General features: G+C 65.7%; 14 protein-coding genes and 1 tRNA gene. 8 read left to right on the forward strand and 7 right to left on the reverse strand.

Annotated elements, in window-relative coordinates:
• The first annotated feature begins 206 nt into the window (after window positions 1–206).
• The 3 genes from FOC40_RS10760 (at window position 207) to FOC40_RS02655 (ending at window position 4088) form a co-directional block, all read left to right on the forward strand.
• Entirely contained in the window at window positions 207–1001 is a 795-nt protein-coding gene (locus FOC40_RS10760; protein WP_003795794.1) for a glycoside hydrolase family 20 zincin-like fold domain-containing protein, read from the forward strand.
• A 319-nt stretch (window positions 1002–1320) separates the two neighbouring features.
• A complete protein-coding gene (gene fbaA / locus FOC40_RS02650; protein WP_034511832.1) occupies window positions 1321–2346 on the forward strand; it encodes a class II fructose-bisphosphate aldolase in 1026 nt (341 codons plus the stop codon).
• Window positions 2347–2882: 536 nt separating this feature from the next.
• Window positions 2883–4088, forward strand: a complete 1206-nt coding sequence (locus FOC40_RS02655; RefSeq protein WP_003795793.1) for a hypothetical protein — start codon at window positions 2883–2885, stop codon at window positions 4086–4088.
• Between the two features lie 143 nt (window positions 4089–4231).
• Here FOC40_RS02655 and FOC40_RS02660 read toward each other — a convergent pair whose 3' ends face one another.
• The 3 genes from FOC40_RS02660 to FOC40_RS02670 all read right to left on the reverse strand — a co-directional run bounded on the left by FOC40_RS02660 (window position 4232) and on the right by FOC40_RS02670 (window position 7573).
• Window positions 4232–4975 carry a glycerophosphoryl diester phosphodiesterase gene (locus FOC40_RS02660; protein WP_003795792.1) on the reverse strand — a complete coding sequence of 248 codons (744 nt, stop codon included), beginning with the start codon at window positions 4973–4975 and terminating at the stop codon, window positions 4232–4234.
• 40 nt (window positions 4976–5015) lie between these two features.
• Window positions 5016–6278 (reverse strand): DUF4032 domain-containing protein, encoded by a 1263-nt coding sequence (locus FOC40_RS02665; protein ID WP_039929593.1) that lies wholly within the window; start codon window positions 6276–6278, stop codon window positions 5016–5018.
• A gap of 164 nt (window positions 6279–6442) precedes the next feature.
• Window positions 6443–7573 carry an ABC transporter ATP-binding protein gene (locus FOC40_RS02670; protein ID WP_003795790.1) on the reverse strand — a complete coding sequence of 377 codons (1131 nt, stop codon included), beginning with the start codon at window positions 7571–7573 and terminating at the stop codon, window positions 6443–6445.
• A 261-nt stretch (window positions 7574–7834) separates the two neighbouring features.
• Here FOC40_RS02670 and FOC40_RS02675 point away from each other — a divergent pair, with 261 nt between their 5' ends.
• The 3 genes from FOC40_RS02675 to FOC40_RS02685 all read left to right on the forward strand — a co-directional run bounded on the left by FOC40_RS02675 (window position 7835) and on the right by FOC40_RS02685 (window position 11048).
• Window positions 7835–9766, forward strand: a complete 1932-nt coding sequence (locus tag FOC40_RS02675; RefSeq protein WP_003795788.1) for a serine/threonine-protein kinase — start codon at window positions 7835–7837, stop codon at window positions 9764–9766.
• Between the two features lie 60 nt (window positions 9767–9826).
• A complete protein-coding gene (locus tag FOC40_RS02680; RefSeq protein ID WP_003795787.1) occupies window positions 9827–10759 on the forward strand; it encodes a hypothetical protein in 933 nt (310 codons plus the stop codon).
• A 213-nt stretch (window positions 10760–10972) separates the two neighbouring features.
• Window positions 10973–11048, forward strand: a tRNA-Thr gene (locus FOC40_RS02685).
• Between the two features lie 69 nt (window positions 11049–11117).
• Here the strand turns inward: FOC40_RS02685 and FOC40_RS02690 are convergent.
• The gene (locus tag FOC40_RS02690; RefSeq protein ID WP_003795785.1) at window positions 11118–11828 is read right to left on the reverse strand and encodes a uracil-DNA glycosylase; all 711 of its coding nucleotides are present in this window, start codon (window positions 11826–11828) and stop codon (window positions 11118–11120) included.
• 134 nt (window positions 11829–11962) lie between these two features.
• Here FOC40_RS02690 and FOC40_RS02695 point away from each other — a divergent pair, with 134 nt between their 5' ends.
• Together FOC40_RS02695 and groL are read left to right on the forward strand one after the other, a co-directional pair.
• Complete coding sequence (locus tag FOC40_RS02695; protein ID WP_003795784.1) at window positions 11963–12493, forward strand: LytR C-terminal domain-containing protein; 531 nt, start codon at window positions 11963–11965, stop codon at window positions 12491–12493.
• Between the two features lie 1583 nt (window positions 12494–14076).
• A complete protein-coding gene (gene groL, locus FOC40_RS02700) occupies window positions 14077–15705 on the forward strand; it encodes a chaperonin GroEL (protein WP_003790742.1) in 1629 nt (542 codons plus the stop codon).
• A 132-nt stretch (window positions 15706–15837) separates the two neighbouring features.
• Here the strand turns inward: groL and FOC40_RS02705 are convergent, their stop codons facing one another.
• The 3 genes from FOC40_RS02705 to FOC40_RS02715 all read right to left on the reverse strand — a co-directional run bounded on the left by FOC40_RS02705 (window position 15838) and on the right by FOC40_RS02715 (window position 18955).
• Window positions 15838–16131: a WXG100 family type VII secretion target gene (locus tag FOC40_RS02705; protein WP_034465355.1), complete on the reverse strand. Its 294-nt coding sequence runs from the start codon at window positions 16129–16131 to the stop codon at window positions 15838–15840.
• A gap of 219 nt (window positions 16132–16350) precedes the next feature.
• Complete coding sequence (locus FOC40_RS02710; RefSeq protein WP_003795775.1) at window positions 16351–17313, reverse strand: hypothetical protein; 963 nt, start codon at window positions 17311–17313, stop codon at window positions 16351–16353.
• 175 nt (window positions 17314–17488) lie between these two features.
• Window positions 17489–18955, reverse strand: a complete 1467-nt coding sequence (locus FOC40_RS02715; RefSeq protein ID WP_003795773.1) for a sensor histidine kinase — start codon at window positions 18953–18955, stop codon at window positions 17489–17491.
• Between the last annotated feature and the right edge of the window lies 1 nt (window position 18956).

Below are 18956 nucleotides of genomic sequence, written 5' to 3' on the forward strand. Positions count from 1 at the left end.
GCTAAAAAGTAGTCGGAATGGACACTGAGCATCCTTTTTAATTCGGGCTTTGGGCAGTTTGCGTGGAAGCAAAACGTTGAGCAGGAGAATTAATGCGTCAGTCATCGCCAAGCCATGCGCGGGCGCCGCGGCTCGCGCGCACCCGAGCGAAAGTCGCGCTCATCCTCACGTCCGTGTGAGCCCTCGTCGCCGCGGTTCTCGTACCCTTGACCTCCCACCTGAACGCGCAGGCGGCCAGTCAAGTCCCCGGAACGATCCCCTCCCTCAAGGGATGGGCCCCGGCCTCCAACGCCCTCACGCTCACGATCAACGCGTCCCGTACCGACCTCGGTGATGAGGGCCACCAGCTGACCGTCAACGCAAACGGAGCCGAGGTCGTGGCTGCCAACCGCTCCGGCCTCCTGTGGGGTGCCCGCACCATCGAACAGGCGGTGCGCACCGGCCAGGGAACCGTGCCCGCCGGTAGCATCACCGACATCCCGCGCTTCGCCGACCGTGGCGCCACCCTGTGCGCCTGCGGCACCCACATCACCCCGGACTGGATCACCCGACAGATCGACCGCATGCCCGACCTGAAGATGAACTACCTGTCCCTCGAGCTGCGCATCAAGTCCGACAAGTACCCCGTCGCCCAGCAGTTCCCCTTCGACCGCATCGACGAGTACATGGAAGCCTTCGGGTCCACCGAATGGCACATGGGCGCCGACGAGTTCTTCTTCAAGCAGGGCCCCGGCGACTTCAAGAAGTACCTCGCACAGATTCGCAGTCACTACGGCGCCCAGATGTTCTGGAACACCAAGACCCCCAAGGCTGATGGAAACGCTGAGGCTTTCAAGGCGCGCATCAAGGCCGAGGCCGCGGCAGCCGACTCCGTCGAAACCCGCTGGGAGCGCGGCAAGGAATCCATGGCCACCGACGGTGACCCCGCGACCTACTGGCACTCCCAGTACATCGACGCCAACAAGGCCAAGCTGCCCGGCACCGACAACGCCCGCAAGTAGCCCCACTGGATCGACCTGACGATCGGCGACGGCGCCACTGGATACGAAGTCTGCGCCGTCTCCTACACGCTGCGTGCCGGCAACGGCTCCTACCTTCGATTCCGCGGTACCTCGGCCCGGGCCGACGTTGCTAAGGACCTGACGGACGTCATGTCCGTCGCCGAACTCGGAGTCCGCATCGGCCGCTCCAACTGACGCATACCAGTCGGGGAAGGGTTGGAAGAAAACCGTCCAAACGGGACTTCCTTCCCCTCCCCGCTCGTGCAAAATGTGAGAGAATCTATCACGACAAAACTGTCACTCGATTAGGAGGCTCCAAGTGCCTATCGCAACCCCTGAGGTCTACGCAGAGATGCTGAATCGCGCACGGGATGGCAAGTTCGCCTACCCTGCGATCAACGTGACCTCGTCCCAGACCATCACCGCCGCCCTCCAGGGCTTCGCCGAGGCCGAGTCTGACGGCATCATCCAGGTGTCTGTTGGCGGCGCCGAGTACGGCTCCGGCTCCACCATCAAGAACCGCGTCACCGGCTCGCTGGCCCTCGCCGCCTACGCCTACGAGGTTGCCAAGAACTACGGCATCACCGTGGCTCTGCACACCGACCACTGCGCCAAGCAGAACATCGACTCCTGGGTCCGCCCCCTCCTCGAGATCGAGGCCGGCCAGGTCGCCGAAGGCAAGCTGCCCACCTTCCAGTCCCACATGTGGGACGGTTCCGCGATTCCGCTCGACGAGAACCTCGAGATCGCCAAGGAACTGCTCGCCCTGTCCGTCAAGGCCAACACGATCCTCGAGATCGAGGTCGGCGCGGTCGGCGGCGAGGAGGACGGCGTCGTTGGTGAAATCAATGAGAAGCTCTACACTTCCACCGCGGACGGCATCAAGACCGTTGAGGCCCTGGGCCTGGGCGAGAAGGGCCGCTACATCACGGCCCTGACCTTCGGCAACGTGCACGGCGCCTACAAGCCCGGCCACGTGAAGCTGCGTCCCGAGCTGCTCGGCACCATCCAGAAGGAGGTCGCTGAGCACTTCGGCCTCGACCACCGCCCCTTCGACCTGGTCATGCACGGCGGCTCCGGCTCCACCGCCGAGGAGATCGCCACCGCTGTCGCCAACGGCGTCATCAAGATGAACGTCGACACCGACACGCAGTACGCGTTCACCCGCCCGGTCGTCGACCACATGATGCGCAACTACGACGGTGTCCTCAAGATCGACGGCGAGGTCGGCGTGAAGAAGCAGTACGACCCGCGCACGTGGGGCAAGTCGGCCGAGGCCGGCATGGCCGCCCGCGTCGTCGAGGCCTGCGAGCGCCTGGGTTCTGCCGGCACGCAGATGCGCTGAAACAATCGCTGAGAGCCGCCTAGCGGCCTGATGCGTGAGCCGCCCGGCCCCCTGTGGGGTCGGGCGGCTTCGTTGTGTTTGCTGGGCCGGGCCGCTGTGTGTGCCGGTGGGCGGCGGTCACGCCCCGGTGGGCGTTGGTAGACCACCACGCATCCCATTGGCCCAATGTGGACCCTTGAAACAAGGCGATGAGGGGCCGTATGATGGGGTAACTGCGAAAAGGTACGCGGCGATCATCGCCCAACGACGCGCATAGGACAGGGAAAGCGGAAGCGCAATGAACACAGGCCCGATGCATTGAGGAGTGAGCCCCCTACCGCTCACCCGTTTTCGCCCAGGTGTGGTCTCATTCTTTACCGCGAGAGGCTAGCAGTAGACACCTCAAAATCATGCAGGAGCTGCGCACCAGGTAAGTGCCGGCGCAGTGATACAAATTCTCGTCACTGACCGTGCGGCCGAGCGAAAATGCGATCCGCACGACACAATGGAACTATAGAGTGGTGAGACGATCTCACCACGGACAGGAAGGTAGCGACATGGCCCAGGAATGGACTCGCATTGAAGGCATGATCATCGGCCACGATCTGGATCCCAGCGTGGTCGCCGGCGAGCTGAAGGAGCGTTCGATCCTCGCCCAGCTCGAGTGGTTCCCCTCCTCGCCCCAGCTGCTTGGCCTGAACGTTGCCGTCGGCAGCGAACGCGTTGCGACTGTTCCCGCCGGCTCGACCGAGGTTGTTCCCGGCCCGACTCCCGCGGAACTGGCCAACGAGCTCGCCATCCTGTTCGACGCAGAGGTGCGCATCGGTAACGCGACGGCCGATCACCTGCCCGAGGGTGACTCGCCGCTCGGCAAGGTCTGGCCCTCCGATGAGGAGGAGGCCGCCGCCGTCGAACCTACCCCGACTCGCATCGTCGAGATTGGCCGCACCCCTGCCTCGTCCGTGCCGCTCCTCGCGGCCCTTGAGGGTGTGGATCTCGGAGACCTCGAGCTCGCCGATGATCACCGCGCACTTCTCGCTGAGCTGCCCGCCGAGAAGGAGGGCTGGAACTTCGGTGATCTGCCGCTCGTGACTCTCTCCGTGACGGACGGTGAATTCCAGGTCTTCCTGGTCACCGACGATCACCTCGAGCACATCATCTCTCACAACTGGGGCATGGATGCTGCGATCGTCCCCGGTGGACACGACCGCACGTCGGAACTGCCCGGCGAGGTCATTGATCTCGTGGGCGACCGTCTCGACCTCCTGGAGATCGCCGAGGCCGTCCCGGGCTCCGACGCCGACGCCCTGTGGGCCTCTGTGGCCACGACCGGCGAGGAATCGGTGTGGAAGGTCGTGCGCGCCCTCGGCCTGCACGGCTCCGTCGCCGGCTTCCTCCTGGGCACCACTGACCTCGAGGACGTTGAGGGCGTCTCCGTGCACCTGGCTCGCGGTATCTCCAACGCGATTGGTCGCAGCGTCGACATCATGATGGGCCAGCCGCAGTCGGTCGTGAAGCCCCTGTGGAACTCCTACGAGTCCGTGGCCGTCGAGCGTCCGTGGATCATCCACGCCGCCGTCGCCGCCGAGGCCATCGGCGGTACCGGCATGCTTGTGGCCGCGGTGCGCGCCTCCTCGCCGCGTTCGGGTTGGATGCGCTTCGCGGGCATCGTGGGAGGCCTGATGGTTGTCGACTCGATCGCCGAGCTGTCTCTGGCCAAGCACGTCTCCAAGCGCTTCACGCGCCGCGCGGGCGAGGCGTAAGGAGCCTTCCGGCGCATACCTAAGAGGCAGCCGGGGTCGCGTGAGCGACCCCGGCTGCCTTGTCTGTCGGTGCTGGCGCGGGCGCAGGCCGCGCTCTTGTTCGTTAGGGATCCAGGGTGCTGACGCGGAAGCGCCCGCACCCGTCAGGCCTTCAGGGCCTCGGCGGGGAAGTCCTGCGGGCGATCCGTGAAGATGCCGGTGACGCCCCATGAGGCCAGCTCGCGAGCCTGATCGACGTCGTTGACGGTCCACACGTTGACCTCGAAGCCCGCGTCGCGCATCGCGCGCACGTCAGGCTCAGTGAGGCCCTCAACGCCCGGATGAATCGCTGTCGCACCCAGGGCGGCCGCGCCCTCGCGCCACTCCTCGGAGGCGCGCTCGATCAGCCAGCCGAGCGCAACCGTCGGGCAGGCCTCGTGGAAGGCCGCGAGGAGGTCGTGGTCGAAGGAGGAGACGATCAGTTCGGAGGGAACCTTGTCGCCGGCCAGCGTGACGGCCAGGGCATCGATCAGGCGCTCGCGCAGCCGATCCCCGCCCGCGCAGGGCTTGATCTCCAGGTTCGCGCCCATCTGCTGGGCGTGCGCGAACGCGAGGGCATCCGCGGCCTCGGGAATGCGCTCGAAGCGGTACGTGTCCGAGAACCAACGGCCCGCGTCGAGTCGGCGGATATCCGCGAATCCGAGCTGGTAGTAGGAGCCGGACCCCGTCGTCGTACGGTCCAGGGTGTCGTCGTGAATGACGATCAGCGAGCCGTCGCCGGTGATGTCCACGTCGAACTCGAACCACCGCGCGCCGACCTCCATGGCCTTAGCGAACGCGGCGATTGTGTTCTCGGGAGCCAGGGAAGACGCGCCCCTGTGGGCGAAGATGCGGGGGAATTCAGACATAGGTGCTCCTAGCGTGAACGGGACGGGGCGTTGTGCCCCTTCACCATAGGTCGGGGTTCGCCTCGGCGCTGAGCATGGACGCGCGCCCTGGGCCGGGTTCGATGAGGACGGCCTCGTCGCGCTTGGACGGCAAGATGTTCTCGATGTAGGAGGCGACGGCCTCCTCACCGGGAATGTCGTGACCGGCCTGCTGGGCCATGTACCATCGGTGTTCGAGGTACTCGTGATACAGCTGAGCCGGCTCGAGCTTGCCAGCGAGTTCGCGTGGGATCGCGCGCACGACGGGCGTGAACACGTCGGTAATCCACTCGTGAGCGGCCTGCTCAAGGGGAATGTCCTGCAGCCCACTCGTCGCGCGCCACACGTCAATGTCTGCGAGGAGGCGGGCGGCCTGGTGTTCGCCGACGTCCATCCCGGTCAGGCGCATGAACTTACGGTTGTGGTGCCCGGCGTCGACCACCTTGGGCTGGATGACCAGATGCTCGCCCGACGAATCCGATGCCATGTGCAGCTCGGCGACGTCGAAACCGAGGTCGTTGAGGCGGCGAATGCGCTCGCTGACGAGGTACTGGCGCTGCTCGTTGGGAATGGATTCCTCGGCGGTGACTTCGGTCCACAGCAGGTCGTACTGGGTGCGGATGCGGTCGCCGACGTCGATGGGGTCGGCGTCTTCGGGGAAGAAACCGCCGGCCTGGAGATCCATGAGTTCGCCGATGATGTTCGTGCGGGCCAGGTCGACGTCGTACTCGCGCTGGCCGGGGGTGAGCTTTGGGTGCAGTTCGCCGGTTTCGGCGTCGACCAGGTAGGCGGCGAACTCGCCCGCGTCGCGGCGGAACAGCGTGTTCGACAGGGAGACGTCGCCCCAGTAGAAGCCCAAGAGGTGGAGGCGAACGAGGAGGAGGGCGAGCGCGTCGATGAGGCGCGTCGCGGTGTCCTCGCGCATCGACAGGGAGAAGAGTGCGCGGTAGGGGAGGGAGAACTGCAGGTGCTCGGTGATGAGTACGGCGTTGAGTTCTTCGCCCTCGGGGCTTTCGCGTCCGGTGATGACGGCGACCGGTTGGACGGACGGGGCGTTCAGGCGCGTCAGGTCACGCAGGCAGTCGTATTCGTGATGGGCGACGGTCGGACCAATCTCCTTGACCGCGAGCACGCGGCCAGACAGGTTCACGAAGCGCACGATGTGGCGGGAAATACCGCGGGGAAGTGCCGCGAGTAAGTTGGATGGCCACTCCTCGAGGGGAACATCCCACGGGAGGTCCAAAAGGGCGGGGTCAATTGCGGCCGCCGTAATGTCCAGAGCCATGGTTCCCATTGTCTCATCTCGAGCGCCGTGCGTATAGTTCCGACTCGGCACCTGCGCTAGTCGCGGCCAAGAACACATGCGGGTATAGCGAAACCCCGGCCTCGTCCTGGAGGTACGAGTGGACGAGGCCGGGGCCGATTATCGCTGTGCGTGAGCGCTATGCGTCACTCGGGCAGGCGAACGCCCGTTGCAGCGGAGAAGTTGTGCTGCTGACCCTCGCGGATGCGCACGTGCAGGACGCCGCCGCGCGCGGGAGCGGTGCGCGGGGGAACGCGCACGATCAGCTGCTTGCCGGTGCCCTCGGAGCCGGAGCCCAGGGTCTCGCCCTCGGCGGCGCCGGCCAGGTGGCCGTACACGTAGGCGTCCGAGCCGAGCTCCTCGACGAAGTCGACCTCGACGGGGATGGAGCCCTCGGAGCCGTCGGCAACGACATCCAGGCCCTCGGGACGGAAGCCGATCTTGATCTTTCCGCCGTCCTCAGGGGTCATCGCGGCGCGGGCGGCCTCGGAGACACGTACGCGTGCGGGGCCGAGCTTGGCCCACTCGCCCTCGACCGTGAAGGTGCCCAGGTTCATGGCGGGGGAGCCGATGAAGCCAGCGACGAACTCGTTGGCGGGACGCTCGTACATCTCCTGCGGGGTGCCGCACTGCTGGAGGAGGCCGCCGGCGAGGACCGCGATGCGGTCGCCCATCGTCAGAGCCTCGGTCTGGTCGTGGGTGACGTACACGGTGGTGACGCCGAGCTCACGCTGCAGGGAGGCGATCTGCGTACGGGTCTGGACACGCAGCTTCGCGTCCAGGTTCGACAGGGGTTCGTCCATGAGGAACACCTGGGGCTTACGGACGATCGCGCGACCCATGGCGACACGCTGACGCTGGCCGCCGGACAGAGCCTTGGGCTTGCGGTCCAGGTAGGGCTCCAGGTCGAGGATCTTAGCGGCCTCTTCGACGCGCTTGTTGATCTCTTCCTTCGGGGTGCCGGCGATCTTCAGGGCGAAGCCCATGTTCTCGCGCACCGACATGTGGGGGTAGAGAGCGTAGTTCTGGAAGACCATCGCGATGTCGCGGTTCTTCGGCGGAACGTCCGTGACGTCCTTGTCGCCGATGAGGATGCGGCCGGAGTTCACGTCCTCCAGGCCGGCGAGCATACGCAGCGAGGTCGACTTGCCGCAGCCGGAGGGGCCGACGAGAACGAGGAATTCGCCGTCCTTGATCTCGAGGTCGAGCTGGTCGACGGCGGGCTTGTCGGAACCCGGGTAGACGCGGGTGGCCTTGTCAAAGGTAACGGTTGCCATGGAGTTTTCCTTCCCACCGGCAGGTACGTGCCGGACGATCCGTAGTGGGGTGACCGTGGAGCGTCTTCGCCCACAGAGTGCGAACGCGGATCGTTCCGCGCGCGCGACTAACTGCGAAGTTAGCATGCTCGCTCGCGGCTGTACAGTTCGGGCCACATGGTGGATTGACAGCGTGTGTTTGCTCGTCACATTCAAGGACGAGGCCGGGGCCACCCCGCGCGGGTGACCGCAGATGGGGGAGGGGACAGGTAGGCTGAGGGCGTGGAAGAAGGCGAGGAACTGGGCGGCTACAGGCTGATCCGTCGGCTCGGTACGGGCGGGGCTGGGACGGTCTGGCTCGCCGAAGACGGGGGCGGCACGCGTGTCGCCCTCAAAGCTATGCATCCGGCGATGGCCGCCTCGGAGGAGTCGCGCCAGCGGCTGGAGCGCGAGACGCGCACGGTAAACTCCGTGCGCTCGCCGTTCGTCGCGCACATCGTTGATGCGGAAACCGAGGCCTCCCAGCCTTTCGTTGTCTCGGAGTACGTGGAGGGTCCCACGCTCGCGGAAATCGTCGTCTCCGGGCCGGTTCCGCTGCGCGGCGTCGCCGCCCTCTCTTACCACTTGGCGTCCACGATCGCGGCCGTTCATCACGCCAACATCATCCACCGCGACATCAAGCCGTCTAACATCATCTGTTCGCCGCGAGGCCCGGTCCTCATCGACTTCGGTATTGCGATGGCGACCTCCGATCAGCACCTGACCAGCACCGGCCTCGTGTCGGGGACGGCTGGGTACACCGCGCCCGAACTCCTGCAGGGCCACGGTGCCACGAAGGAGTCGGACTGGTGGGCGTGGTGTGCCACCCTGCTGTCCTGCGCCACCGGGCGCCCGCCGTTCGGCAAGGGCGACGTGTCCGCCACGATGCTGCGCGTCCTCGAAGGAGACCCCGACCTCGCCGGACTGCACCCCATGGTCGCCGACGCGCTCGCGGGTGGACTTGCTCCCGACCCCGATGAGCGTCCCTCGCCCTCCCTGATCGTCGCCGACCTGATGAGCGCAGTCGGGTGGGCTCCCGGCGAGCTTGACTACGTGACCGTGAACTGGGCGCAGCTGCTCGACACGGGCATGCGCACGCAGATGGTGAACTCGGACCCTCAGGAGATCGCTGCGCCTCCCGAGTGGGAGGATGCGGGGCAACGCCCGGACGCCTCCGGTGCGCGAGCCGTCTCCTATCCGCAGCACCCGCGCCGCGACGCCTCGGAGTTCACCGCGGCAAACGATCATACGGAGGTCGTGGATATCGCCTCAGTGGCGGAAGGCTACGGTGCCTGGGAGGATGAATCCGCAGAGGTCGCCTGGCATGACGATGCGACCGACACGTGGCAGGCCGTCGATGATGCGGACCCCACCGAGGTGTTGGCACCCTATCCGCAAGCTCCCTACGCGCACCCGCAGGGTGCCTATGGTCCCGGGCCTGGTGTTGCCCCCGGTCCCGCGCAGCAGCCGTACCCTCAAGCGGGCTTCGTGACACCTCCGGTGGGCGCGGTTCCGCAGTGGAACCCGAGCCCTGCCGCAGGTGTCGTCGGCGCGCACGACGAGACGGCCTCGTCTCCGAAAAAGAAAAATGCCTGGATCTCCGGTGCCGCTGTGCTCGCGCTCCTGGCCTCACTGCCCTTCGTCCTCGGTATGAGCGGCACCCTCATCGTCGGCATCGCCCTGACCGCCTTCGGGTTGGTTGGAGCGATGAGTCGGTGGGTCGAGCGGCGGCGCATCCTGCGCGGCCCTAGGCCATCGGATGGGGCAGCCGTTATCGCTATGTCCCCGATCCTGCTCGCGCGTTCGATCGTGACCACCGCCCTGGGCCTCGTTGTGGGGGGTCTTATCCCCTATCTCGTGTGGGCCGGCGTTTCGTATTCTTATGAGGGACGTGTCCTGTGGACCTGGCCAGTCGACGTAGCTACGTCAAGCGGCCTCGATCGCAGCGATTACTGGCTCAGTGACCCCCGTGGGACGATCACCGTGTGGGCGCTTGCGGCGGCCACCATCTGGGCGGCCTGGCTGATGCCGTTCGCCGCAGATCTGCGTGTTGGAACGGCGACATCGCTGCGCGCGATCGTGCGTCCTGCCTGGGGACGTGCGCTCCTCACGGTAGGCTGTGGTGGGTTCCTGGCAGGTGCATGGCTGATCGTTACGGGTGGGCTGTCGCACTAAGCGCAGCCGCGCTGCGCCCGATATTCTTGCAACATTCAACTACTTTCGGAAGGTGAGTCCATGGCTCAGAAGAAGAAGCCGGCCGTCGATCCCGTGCGCGCGAAAGCCGCCCAGATGCGCCAGGCGCAGGAGCGCGCTGACCGCCGCACCCGCATCATCGTCATCTCCGCCGTCGCTGTCATCGTCCTCGCGGTCGTCGCAGCCGTCGGCGGCGTGATCTGGAAGCAGCAGGCGCAGGTCAACGCCGCCCGCAACGTCGACGCCTCCGACGTCCTCGGCGCCTACGCCGACGGACGCCCGATCATCGTCAACGCAAACGGCGTCGTCGCCGAGGCGGATCCGAACCTGCCCACCCTCACCGAGTACTTCGACTACTCCTGCCACGCGTGCGCCGACCTCGACGCATACCTGGGCGAGGATCTCACGACCTGGGCTGCCGAAGGCCACTACAACCTCGAGCTCCAGCCGGTCATCACCGTTAACATGGACTACCTGAAGCCCGCGGCCAGCGCATCGCTCGTCGTCGCGCAGAAGGCACCCGATAAGTGGGTGGACTTCCACCACGCACTGCTCGCATACTTCCGCACCCAGTACCAGGCCTCCAACGGCACCGTCGTCCAGAACCTCGACGCCTCCTGGAAGCAGGTCAAGGTGATCGCCGCCGAGGTTGGCGTCCCCTCCGACGTCATCGACACCTTCCCGGTCAACGCCGTCGAGGACTACCTCAAGGCATCGACCACCGCCTGGCGGAACGCCGGCTACAACGGTCGTGGCGACGGCCTCGGAACTCCTGAGCTCATCAAGGACCGCTCCACTGTCATCCCGCTCGGAACCCAGCTGCCCGCGCTGCGCGAGACCATCGCGCAGGAATACGGCATCACCGATTCCGCGAGCCAGGGCACCTCACAGACCCCGGCTCCCGAGGCCACCGAGCCCTCGCAGAGCGGAGCCGACGAGGGACAAAGCTCTGAGACGACCGACAGCTCCAACTGAGCCTTCAATCAGTGAGGGGCGGGACCGCGCGGTGGTCCCGCCCCTCACTTCTGTGGCGTGAACGTCAAATCCCTCCGGCTCATTGGAGGTCCTTGAGGCGCGCGCCAGTTATCCACACTGCGCAATGGGGAATCGCATTGCTGCGTGCTCATTGACCCCGATCTGGCCCGCCCGCGCGCGCGAGCCCCTACCTGTGGCACACTAGTGTCCGCCGCCGGCTTAGCTCAGTTGGTAGAGCAGCTGTCTTGTAAACAGCAGGTCATCGGTTCGAGTCCGATAGCCGGCTCCACGGAGTCCCTCACCGCGGCATCGCAGCCGCTCCCACCGACACTCGAACGGGTGGTGTGCTCCGGCCTCGTCAATGAGAAGCGCCCAGCGACCAATCCACGCCCGACGCGCCCTGCGCCTCCAACAGTTCATTTGCGCGCGAGAACGGCTTCGAGCCGAAAAACCCTCGATACGCAGAGAGCGGCGACGGGTGGGCGGACGCAATAGTCGGCGTGTCACCCAGACGCGGTGTGAGCGACTGCGCATCCTTGCCCCACAAAATCGCCACGAGGGCAGCGCGCGAGCCATCCGAACGCTTCCGGGACACCAGGGCGTCAATCGCGCACTGCGTCACCTCCTCCCAGCCGCGGCCTCGATGCGATGCGGGCGCACCCGGGCGCACCGTCAACACGCGGTTGAGCAGACACACGCCCTGCTCGCACCAGGGCGTCAGGTCACCCGACGTCGGAGCGGGAACGCCCATATCCTCGCTCAGTTCGCGGAAAATGTTGATGAGCGACTTGGGCAAGGCCACCCCCGGGTGCACCGAAAACGACAGCCCCATCGCATGCCCCGGCGTCGGATACGGATCCTGCCCGACAATCAGGACCTTCACCTTGTTGAACGGGTACGTGAAGGCACGGAGAACATCCGTGCCCGCAGGCAGGTAGCCATGTCCCGCCTTGACCTCAGCGGCCAACATCGCGCCCAACTCGTGGACGCGCCCCTCCACCGGAGCGAGCGCCTGAGCCCAGCCCGGATCAATCAACTCGGCCAACGGACGCGGATTGTGTTCACCCATAGCACCAGCCTAATGCCGCACAGGCCACGCCACATTCCCCGCGCGCCACCCGCGCCCCACTCCCTCTTTTCCGATAGTCTGAACGCGTGAGTTCTCAGTACCCCAGGGATGAATTTGACCGCACCGGCGAAGACATGCCCGTCGGCATGCACCGCCCCAAGCCGTCCAAGTGGAAGAACGTCTGGCCTTTCCTGGCCATCCTCGTGATCGTTCCTGCCCTCGGATGGGCAGCGGCGACCGCACTGTCGCGCCAGCAGGCCACTGTCAGCAACGTGCCCAGCCCCGCCGCGACCACCCCGAGCGCCGCCGCTCCCTCCGCGTCACCCACGGCCGAGGCCACCGCGTCCGCTGAACCCACGCCTTCCGCCAGCTCCTCCTCACCGTCGGCTTCCTCTGAGCCCGACCACGGAGCTGTCATCCAGGTCCTCAACGGCACCGGAACCCAGGGATACGCCGGCCAGCAGGCTCAGATCCTGAACCAGGCCGGCTACGCGGGCACCTCCGCAGCGAACGCTGACGGCTGGGCCACGCAGACCTCCACCGTCTTCTACGAGGATCCCCGAATGGAGGCAACCGCGAAGGACGTTGCCGCCAAGCTGGGTATTTCCAACGTTCGCCAGGAGAGCGGCCTCGGAGACCCCGACATCATCGTGATCCTGCGATGAGCCTCTGATACTGACTAAGCCGCCCGGCCCCTGTGGGGCCGGGCGGTTTTGTGTGCCCACGGGTGTTCCGGGCGCCGGAGGGCCCGGCCGCCCGCGAGGCTAGGCGTCCTCACTTCGTTCGGCGCCGCGCCTCGAAGCCCGCCCGTGCCCTCAGGTCCCTCCGGCGCCCTCCACACCAGTGGGGCCTGGTGTGCTGATGTGTGGTTGGGCGCCTCGTCTTGACTCCTGGTCAAGCCTCGCCGTCGCCTGTGGGCGCCCATAGGGGTTCTGGTGAAAGAAATATCGCCCCAGCGTGGTGCTCTTGTTCGTGGCGTGGCGTTTCACTGAAATAAAAACCGCCCATGCGTGCTCACAATCGTCGAAAATTGGCCTTTTTGGGTGTGCTGGGGCGAATAATGTTTCACGGTGCACCGTAACAACTGAGGCATGGGCGTTTTTTCTTTCATCCCAGTCCCGCCCACGGACTCCGCGCGTGTGTGCTGCAGGCGAGGCGTGGCGGTGGTTTGAAACCGCGATCGCCTTTGCTCGCGTGTGCCGGTGTGGGAGTGAAACTGCCATCTCCTTTGCTCGCGTGTGCCGGTGTGGGAGTGAAACCGCCGTCGCCTTTGCGGGTGAGAAATAGGCGTTTTTGGTGCAGTTTTCGGGCGCAGAGGTGATGCCGGTTTCACTGGTCCCATCTTGGGGGCGAGCAGAGGCGTCATCGGTTTCACTGTCACCATGTTTGTGCGTGCTGTGCGCGAAATTTGTCGCCCTGCTCGGCCTTGGTGTGGGCGTGAGCGCGAAAAAGTTCGCCCAGCGCGCTCAAAACACTCCAATTTCGGCGTTTTTGCGCTTGCTGGGCGAGTTTTTTCGCGGAAGTGCCGCTGGAGGGGCCGTGCCGGGCGAGTTTTTCGCGGAACGGTCACCGGAGGGGTTGTGCTGGGCGAATTTTGTCGCGCGCGGCCCGAGAGGGGGCATGACGTGCCAACTTGGCTCGGCATAACCAGGCCGATGCTTGTTGAGTGAAACGGGTGGTTCCGTTGCACACCTGTTTGTTGTCTTGATTGAAACCGGTGACACCTCCGCCAGCGGACAATGGCTGTTTTCACGGCCTCTTCGGTGAGCAGTGGTGTCGGGGGTTTCAAGTTTCTGATGATCGCCGCCTGCAGAGGCGTCACTGGTTTCATATGCCCGACGCCTGTCCTGTGGACCGGGCTGGCGCGTGTGCCCACGGTGTTCCGGGTGCTGTTGTGCCCGGCCGCTGTGTGTGCCGGTGGGCGGCGGCCCGCCCGTGAGCCGTCCGCGCCGCGAGCTTCGCTCGGCGCGTCGTCTCGAAGCCCGGCCAGGCCCCGCCGCCACCCACGGGCGCTGTAGCCAGGCCCCGCGGTCCTGCCCGGCCTCGTCGTGGATTGTTACGCCCTGAGCGCAGCGGGCTCAAGGCTCGTGACCTCGCCTTGCACTCTGGGATGGTGAGTGCCAAAATCATAGTTAGCACTCCGACATGGAGAGTGATAAGACCACCGGTTCGATGAGGCCACCTCAAAAGCGTGGCCGTCCGTCGCGGGCATCGAACCCGATCCGCATCGCGGAAGGACACATTTCCAATGAGCAAGATCATCAAGTTCGATGAGGATGCCCGTCGTGGCATGGAGAACGGCCTCAACCTGCTGGCCGACACCGTCAAGGTGACGCTTGGCCCCAAGGGCCGCAACGTCGTGCTCGACAAGAAGTGGGGCGCCCCCACGATCACCAAGGATGGCGTCTCCGTCGCTAAGGAAATCGACCTCGACGATCCGTTCGAGCGCATCGGTGCCGAGCTGGTGAAGGAAGTCGCCAAGAAGACCGACGACGTCGCGGGTGACGGCACCACCACCGCGACCGTTCTGGCCCAGGCGCTGGTCCACGAGGGCCTGCGTAACGTCGCCGCCGGCTCCAACCCGATCGCCCTTAAGCGCGGCATCGACCAGGCCGTCGAGGCCATCGTTGAGCAGCTTCACGTGGACGCCAAGCCCGTCGAGACCACCGAGCAGATTGCTGCCACGGCCTCCATCTCCGCCAACGATCCCGCCATCGGCAAGCTCATCGCCGAGGCCTTCGAAAAGGTCGGCGCCGAGGGCGTCGTCACCGTCGAGGAGACCAACTCCTTCGACACCACCCTGGAGACCACCGAGGGTATGCGCTTCGACAAGGGCTACCTGTCGGCTTACTTCGTGACCGACCAGGAGCGCCAGGAAGCCGTCCTCGAGGATGCCTACGTCCTCCTCATGGACTCCAAGATTTCTAACGTCAAGGACATCGTCCCCGTCCTGGAGAAGGTCATGCAGACCGGCAAGCCCCTCGCGATCATCGCCGAGGACGTCGAGGGCGAAGCCCTCGCCACGCTGGTTGTCAACAAGATCCGCGGTACCTTCAAGTCCGTGGCTGTCAAGGCCCCCGGCTTCGGCGAGCGCCGCAAGGCGATGCTGCAGGACATGGCTATCCTGACGGGCGGCCAGGTCATCTCCGAGACGGTCGGCCTCTCCCTTGAGAACGCTGACCTTGAGCTGCTGGGCCGTGCCCGCAAGATCGTTGTCTCCAAGGACGAGACCACCATCGTCGAGGGCGCTGGCGACAAGGACATGCTGGATGCCCGCGTGCGCCAGATCCGCCAGGAGATCGAGAACACCGACTCCGACTACGACCGCGAGAAGCTGCAGGAGCGCCTCGCCAAGCTGGCTGGCGGCGTCGCCGTCATCAAGTCCGGCGCGGCCACCGAGGTTGAGCTCAAGGAGCGCAAGCACCGAATCGAGGACGCCGTTCGTAACGCTCGCGCGGCTTCCGAAGAGGGCCTGGTCGCCGGCGGCGGCGTCGCCCTGATCCAGGCTGCCACCGTGGCGCTGCCCAAGCTCGACGCCCTCACCGGCGACGAGGCGACCGGCGTCAACATCGTGCGCCTGGCCATCTCTGCCCCGCTCAAGCAGATCGCTGAGAACGCGGGCGTCGAGGGCGGCGTGGTTGCTGACCGCGTTGCGAACATGGAGCCCGGCCACGGCCTGAACGCTGCGACCGGCGAGTATACCGACCTCATGGCCGCCGGCATCTCTGACCCGGTCAAGGTCACCCGTTCTGCGCTGCAGAACGCTGCGTCGATCGCAGGCATGTTCCTGACGACCGAGGCCGTTGTCGCCGACAAGCCCGAGGCTCCGGCCGCCGGTGGCGACGACGCTGGCGCTGGCATGGGCGGCATGTACTGATCCGCTCGGTGTTAAGCTGATCCGCCTGGGGGCGGGACTCGTGAGGGTCCCGCCCCCAGGCGTTTCTGTCTGTCTGCGCCGGTGTGCCACACGGTCGTGGCGCCTCAAAGGACAGGGGCGTAGTGCGCGGTGTCAGACCCCCGCAAAGAGGGAAGCGGAATGTGTCTCTGCGTCGGCGTAGGTGGAGGCTGCGACCTGCATCTGCGAGGAGATCGCATCCAAGGCGTCGTGTGTCTGCGCCTGGATGCCCTGCCACTGGGTGATAGTCGCCTGGAAGTTCACCTGCGCCCCGCCGGTCCACGTGTCCTGAAGGGCGAGCAGCTGGGCCATCATCGTGTCCACTTCGGTGCGGATGGTGGATGCGGTTGTGCAGGCCTGCGCGGAGGCAGCAGCAATTTGTTCGGCGTCGACGGCGTATGCGGTCATGATGTCACTCCTTTGTGGGACCCCGGGTGGGTCCGTCGACATCGACGCTACGCGCATGAAGAAGCGTGATCCAGGTAGAAACGAAGCCCTGTGGATAACCGCCCGCGCCGAAAAGTGCCTGTGGATAGCCCAAGGTATACCCGTGCGACTCATGCGCGAGGTGCCGCCGACCACGGGCGCACTGAGCAGCCCGAGCAGGCAAAGACAGCCGCGGCCTCGTCAGTCGGACGTGGGAAGGTCCAGGGATTCGACGGCGGACTCAAGGGAGGAGGTGGCCTCCTCGTCCTCGTCCGAGTCGGTGTCTTCCTCGATCTTGCGGGGCAGGACGCCGGTGGACGTGGCCTCGTCGTCCGGGGAAGCAACGGGGATGCACTTCTTGATCGAACGGCGCTTGATGATCAGCGTGCCGGTTGTCGTCGTGGAATCCTCCACGACCTCGTCGGTGTCGTCCGCATCCTCGGTGTCGTCCGTGTCCTCGGCCTGGGCGGCCTGGCACAGCTGGGCATTCTCGCGCTCAAGGCGGGTGAGCTCAACCTCGAGGTTTGCGCGGGCGGTGTCCTCCCACGCGGAGCCGAGGGGGGACTGGTAGATCGTCTCGTAGCTCAGGAGCTTCTTGACGAGTGCCATACGAGCCTTGGTGAACTGCAGGTCGTCGAGCTCGCTGAGCTCGGCGCGCAGGGACGTGCGGAGCTTCTTGTAGTCCTGCGGGCTGCAGGCCAGGACCGCTAGGTCCGCGTCGACAAGCACCTGCGCGTCGAAGTCGGTGCGAGGCGCGCGGTGGCGCGTGAGGAACGCGATCAGCTCGTCGATGCGGGCGACGACTTCCTCGGGCACACCGAGGTTGGTGAGGCGGTTGTGCGCGTGATCGATGCAGCGGGTGGAGGCGAAGTTCGCTTGGAACCCGCCGAGCTTGATGTCGAGGGCCTTGTTGAGGAAGGCGCCGTGGTACCACGCGGCGACGCGCAGGATGTCGGGATCGTGCGCGGACGACGAGATTTCATCGATATGGGTGAGCGTGTTCATGAGCCGACGCACGTTGTGCAATTGGCGTTCGGGCGCGCTCCAGCGCTCCGCGAGGTCGATGCTCTCGGTTTCGAGGTCTGACTGGGTCGCGGTTGCGCCGATTTGCTGCATGGCGTCGACGAAAGACGTCAGCAGCCACTGAGGTGCTTGAGCACCCATGGGCCACTCTCCTTGCTGAGGAATACCCGAGCCATGCTAGTGCGGTTTTGAGCGAAGGTCACGTTCGTTGATAAAAAATCGGGGAAAATCCCGAGGGATTTCGTGAAACTGTTAGGTGAAAAATGGCGAAAACTGAGCGAAAAAGCCGTGTGTGCTGACCGGTGCGTTACGTCGTTCACGCTGTGGGGAGTTCGATGCGAACGGTGAGGCCGCCGCCTTTCGTTTTGGTGAGCGATGCGTTGCCCCTGTGAGCTGTGAGGATGCCGGAGACGATTGCGAGGCCGAGGCCGGAGCCCCCGGACTTGCGGTTGCGCGATGTGTCCGCGCGGTAGAAGCGTTCGAAGACGCGTCCGCGGTCAGTTTCGTCGATGCCGGGCCCGTGGTCACGCAGTTCGACGATCGCGGTGTCGCCGCTGCGTCCAAGCGCGATTTCGACGGGGGAGCCTTCAGGGGTGTAGCGCACGATGTTGCCGATGAGGTTGGTGAAGACCTGCGAGAGGCGGTCGCGGTCGCCCGGGACGATGAGGGTCATCGGGGGAGTGCGGCTGTTGATGCCGGTGAGTCCGACCGTGCGCGTGGGGTCGAGGGCTTGGAGGTCGAAGACGGCGTTATCGGCGAGCTTGACGAGATCGATGTCGGTGATCTCGAGGGGGCGGCCTTCGTCGAGGCGGGCAAGGGTGAGGAGGTCTTCGACGAGGGTGGCCATGCGCGAGGATTCGGAAGCGATGCGCCCCATGACTTCCTCGATGCGCTCGGCGGGCACCCCGCCCATGGCGTAGAGCTCGCAGTAGCCGGAGATGGCTGCGAGGGGGGTGCGCAGCTCGTGGGAGGCGTCGGAGACGAATCGTTTGATCTTTTGTTCCGAGGCCTGGCGGGCTTCGAAGGATTGCTCGACCTGGGTGAGCATGGCGTTGAGCGAGAGTGAGAGTGAGCCGACCTCGGTCGTGGCCGGGTGCGGGGTGACGCGCTTGGTGAGGTCGCCGGCGGCGATCTTTCCGGCGGTGGATTCGATGGAACGCAGGGGGAGGAGGGCGCGGCGCACGAGGACGCGCCCGGTCCAGCCCCCGATGAGGACGATGATGATGCCGGCGACCGCGAAGTACGAGGCCGTGGTGCGCAGGGTGTGCTGCATGTCCGACAGGGGCAGGGCGATCGTCATGTATCCGGAGAACAGGCCGGAGTCCTGCTCGTACACGGGGACGACGAGGGCGCGCCAGCCGAGGCCGGCCTTGGAAGAGGAGACGGTGACCGGGAGGGTGCGGAAGGAGGAGATGGGCGCGGAGCTCGTGTCGACGAGTTCGGGTAGGTTGGGCTTGCCCGAGGCCTTGAGGGTGTCCTCCGAGTAGAAGTACCGATCGCCCCCGGCGGTGTCGTGGATGTGAATGTAGTAGAGGGTGGGGATGCCGCCCTGGCCGTCGGCAGAGAAGGTCGCCGCCGATCCGGAGATCTGCATGGTGTGCGCGGTGGCGACGAGCTGGTCGTCGATCTGGGAGGTGAGGTGGCGCTGGAGGAGGCCGATCATGACCGTGCCGGACAGGGATAGTCCGATGGCCAGGAGCAGCGTGATGAGCGTGACGAGCTGCGCGGATAGCGGCTTGGAGTCCCACCATGCCTCGATGCGTTGGGCCAGGCTACGGTGCACG

The organism is Schaalia odontolytica, from assembly GCF_009730335.1.
In the GTDB taxonomy this organism is placed as follows: domain Bacteria; phylum Actinomycetota; class Actinomycetes; order Actinomycetales; family Actinomycetaceae; genus Pauljensenia; species Pauljensenia dentiphila.

Excerpts from the sequence above, each read along its gene's own strand:
- FOC40_RS02655 (WP_003795793.1), top strand. The coding sequence starts at position 2,883 with ATGGCCCAGGAATGGACTCGCATTGAAGGCATGATCATCGGCCACGAT.
- FOC40_RS02660 (WP_003795792.1), bottom strand. The coding sequence starts at position 4,975 with ATGTCTGAATTCCCCCGCATCTTCGCCCACAGGGGCGCGTCTTCCCTG.
- FOC40_RS02665 (WP_039929593.1), bottom strand. The coding sequence starts at position 6,278 with ATGGCTCTGGACATTACGGCGGCCGCAATTGACCCCGCCCTTTTGGAC.
- FOC40_RS02670 (WP_003795790.1), bottom strand. The coding sequence starts at position 7,573 with ATGGCAACCGTTACCTTTGACAAGGCCACCCGCGTCTACCCGGGTTCC.
- FOC40_RS02680 (WP_003795787.1), top strand. The coding sequence starts at position 9,827 with ATGGCTCAGAAGAAGAAGCCGGCCGTCGATCCCGTGCGCGCGAAAGCC.
- FOC40_RS02690 (WP_003795785.1), bottom strand. The coding sequence starts at position 11,828 with ATGGGTGAACACAATCCGCGTCCGTTGGCCGAGTTGATTGATCCGGGC.
- FOC40_RS02695 (WP_003795784.1), top strand. The coding sequence starts at position 11,963 with ATGCCCGTCGGCATGCACCGCCCCAAGCCGTCCAAGTGGAAGAACGTC.
- groL (WP_003790742.1), top strand. The coding sequence starts at position 14,077 with ATGAGCAAGATCATCAAGTTCGATGAGGATGCCCGTCGTGGCATGGAG.
- FOC40_RS02705 (WP_034465355.1), bottom strand. The coding sequence starts at position 16,131 with ATGACCGCATACGCCGTCGACGCCGAACAAATTGCTGCTGCCTCCGCG.
- FOC40_RS02710 (WP_003795775.1), bottom strand. The coding sequence starts at position 17,313 with ATGGGTGCTCAAGCACCTCAGTGGCTGCTGACGTCTTTCGTCGACGCC.